At 38.3% G+C, this 3,437-nt stretch carries 4 protein-coding genes; all 4 read left to right on the top strand.

The features are described 5' to 3' along the window. Positions 1-70 precede the first annotated feature (70 nt). A complete protein-coding gene (locus tag H5072_RS14890; protein ID WP_182693961.1) occupies positions 71-1,246 on the top strand; it encodes a PQQ-dependent sugar dehydrogenase in 1,176 nt (391 codons plus the stop codon). Positions 1,247-1,397: 151 nt separating this feature from the next. After that, positions 1,398-1,577, top strand: coding sequence for a DUF6435 family protein (locus H5072_RS14885; protein WP_182693960.1), 180 nt, complete (start codon positions 1,398-1,400; stop codon positions 1,575-1,577). A gap of 715 nt (positions 1,578-2,292) precedes the next feature. Further along, positions 2,293-2,931, top strand: coding sequence for a DUF6988 family protein (locus H5072_RS14880; RefSeq protein WP_182693959.1), 639 nt, complete (start codon positions 2,293-2,295; stop codon positions 2,929-2,931). A 28-nt stretch (positions 2,932-2,959) separates the two neighbouring features. Further along, positions 2,960-3,277, top strand: coding sequence for an antibiotic biosynthesis monooxygenase (locus tag H5072_RS14875; protein WP_182693958.1), 318 nt, complete (start codon positions 2,960-2,962; stop codon positions 3,275-3,277). The last annotated feature ends 160 nt before the right edge of the window (positions 3,278-3,437 follow it).

Genomic DNA, 3,437 nt, shown 5'->3' with positions numbered 1-3,437 from the left:
CTCAACACTTAACAAATTTATTTATGCCATGATAAGGTTATGTAAGATTGGATTAATTTTGGAAGCCATAATGATAAATTTAATGTCACATAACACACTCCCTAAACTAATAAGTGCAGGCCTAGCCATTGCTATATTTGCTACTAACGCACCCGCGCATGCAAAAAGCGATTACGTAAAAAACTATAAAGAACTCGATACTTTAGCGCTTAGCGTTAACGCAATAACAGCGGTAGAAGGTGTGGTTATACCTTGGGCTATTGAGCCTTTAGCTAATGGTGATTTATTAATATCTGAGCGCAGTGGGACGTTATTTTTATTACCTAAAAATACCACTACGTTAACTAAAGTCTCTGGGCTGCCCGACATTGACGCTAATGGCCAAGGTGGATTGCTTGATTTATCACTACACACCGATAGTAAGCAAAACCAATGGCTGTACTTTAGTTACTCAAGTAGTGAGGGCAAAGGAAGCGGCAGTAACACCGCCTTAATGCGCGCTAAGCTAAGTGACGATCATACGCAGTTGTCTGATCAGCAATTGCTGTACAAAGGCGAGCATAATAGTACCAAAGGCCAGCACTATGGCAGTCGTATTGTGTTTGATGATGAAGGTTATGTTTATTTTTCAATTGGCGATCGCGGCTCGCGCGACATAAACCCGCAAGATCTCACGCGGGACGGCGGTAAAATTTATCGCTTACACGAAAATGGTAATATCCCAAGTGATAATCCGTTTGTTAAACAAAAAAATGCAAAACATGCGGTATGGTCTTATGGACACCGTAATCCACAAGGCATGTGGTTTGATAATCAAAATAATATTTTATGGTCTCACGAACACGGGCCACGCGGCGGCGATGAGCTTAATATAATAAAAAAAGGCGCTAACTACGGATGGCCTTTAGTAAGTTATGGCGTTAACTACAGCGGTACCAAGTTTACAGACCTTAAAGAAAAAGACGGCATGCAATCGCCCGTATTACATTGGACCCCTTCAATTGCCCCCTCCGATATGTTGTATGTAACGAGTGATAAATACCCAAAGCTTAAAGGTAAGCTATTACTAGCATCAATGAAATTTGCATTCATTAGCGCACTAGAACTCTCAAAGGGCAAGGTTGTTAAGCAATATAAAATACTCGATGGAGTTGGCAGAGTACGCAGCTTAGCCCAAGGCAGTGATGGTTTTATTTATTTAGGTATTGATGGGCAAGGTATTAAACGCCTAGAGCCAGAAACGTAAGCACTAAAACTAGCACACAGTATGCAAAATTACACCGTGTTTACTTTGCGCTTTTAAAGCGCAAAGTAAACATTTTCACCAAACAAAGAACTATTAAGCCAATTAATGCGTACACTAAATACATATAATTTAATAAATTAAGAGAATACTAATGTTTTCATTTTTAAAGCCTGATCCTGTAAAAAAACTGCGTAAAGAATACGACGTAAAACTAGAGCAAGGCATGCAGGCACAAAGAAAAGGCGACATTAAAAGCTTTGCCATGTTAAGTGCAGAAGCCGAAAAAATCTGGAGTGAAATAGAAGTACTTGAGGCAAAAAAAACCAAATAATATCAATCGTGTTAAGTTATTAGACATTTATAGCGACGGATAAATAACGCCGTTAACGCTTTATTTAGCACGCTAGAAAGGCTAAATATTTAAGTCGATTGGTATAAGTACATCGTGTCTGTCCTGTTTTAAAAGTAGGAAGACGCGTTTAGTAGATAATTAATGACCTCGTTTTTACAGCTTCCACCATCCACAAATCACCTTTTATAATATGCTACACAAACAAGTGTACTTAAATCGGTTACTTGCATCATCGCCACCGTTTTTTAATGAATATTAAATGATTTACAAGGTTGGCATCTTACGATTTATTGGTATATCAGCGTCGGAAACAGCAATTCTTACAGCAGAGCGAAGGAGTTAGCGGGCGAGCCTGCTGAATAGAATCAATGAGTTAACCTGCTTAATTGCTCAGTCTAGTAGTGACTGTGCGTAGTAAAAATATCATTGCTTAACAGTTAAATATTAGGTTTAATGAATAGATAATAAACGCTGAGCATTGCAGGGAAAGCTTAAATTATAATAGGTAAGCTTATTAAATTAGCTGATTTAGCTAGAGCCTCTAAAAAGCAAATTCCCATAGCATAAACAACACCAACTCTGACACACCGAGCAGGTAGCGCCTCAGTCCAACAAGCGATTATGCAACACAAACTGCGTGTCGCATAAATACTAAAGTGTTAAATGGCTCCATACATCTGAGTTATAGGAAATTATGGAAAATATAATAGGAACCAAGATTTCGGAAGTGCTTGACGGGATGAAAGTCGAAGGTTCTGATCGCGTGTTATTAAGCGTTATGCTTCATGATGTTGTTTTTGATAATCAACGAGCAATATTTGATCTTGTTCAGCTAGGTCACTTGACCCCTGCATCTGCTTTATTACGCGTATTATTTGAAGCCCATGTTAGAGGAATATGGCTATTCGCATGCGCTACTGACAAACAAGTTCAGCAGTACAAAAAAGACAGTGTTAAATCAAGAGTAAAACCTAAAAATAACATACCGTTTCAAGAAATGATTTCTGACATCGAAAAAGAAATGCCTCACTTAAATGGGTCACTGAGTGATTTTAAAAAGAATCATTGGAAGGGCTTGAATAGTTTAACTCACTCGGGAACCCAACAATTTAAATATCAATTTAATAATGGAGAAATGAGAAGAAAATATTCTGATGATTACGCAGAGACCTTATTAGATTTCTCAAAAAGATTGGCCATACACTCGCTCGGTAGTTTAGGAAAAATAGTGAAAAGTACGAAAATAATCCAGTGCTGCATAAATCTTTCCAGTGAACACATTTCACAGCCATTTAACAAGTCAATCCAGCCGACCGCCTCCGGCGGCGACTGATTTAGGCGTTATATACCTAGGAGCATCAATGTCAGTTATAGCTAATACACCTAAACCTCCATATTTTGCTGTTATTTTCACTTCCACACGAACAGAAGGTGATAATGGTTACGGTGATATGGCAAATAGGATGGTTGAGCTTGCAGAACAACAATCCGGATTTTTGGGTATAGAATCAGCAAGAGAAAATGTCGGTATAACTGTTTCTTATTGGGCAGATTTAGATTCAATTAAAAATTGGAAAGCTAACTCTGAACACTTAGAAGCTCAAAGAACTGGCCGTAAGTCTTGGTACGATTCATTTAAGGTTCGTATATCCAAAGTTGAACGTGACTACGGTATATAACAAGTCACTACAAAGGACTATGCTCTTCCCCCATTTAATAGATATCACGATTATTTTTTACCATACACATTCTCAGGATTTATTTGCATTAGTAGTGCGGGGTTATCTATCGGTTTAAACCCGTATTGCGCATAAAGGCCATGCGCATCAGAAGTAGCTA

The organism is Pseudoalteromonas sp. SR45-5, from assembly GCF_014163565.1.
GTDB lineage: Bacteria > Pseudomonadota > Gammaproteobacteria > Enterobacterales > Alteromonadaceae > Pseudoalteromonas > Pseudoalteromonas distincta.
This window is presented reverse-complemented; position numbering and strand designations above follow the sequence as displayed.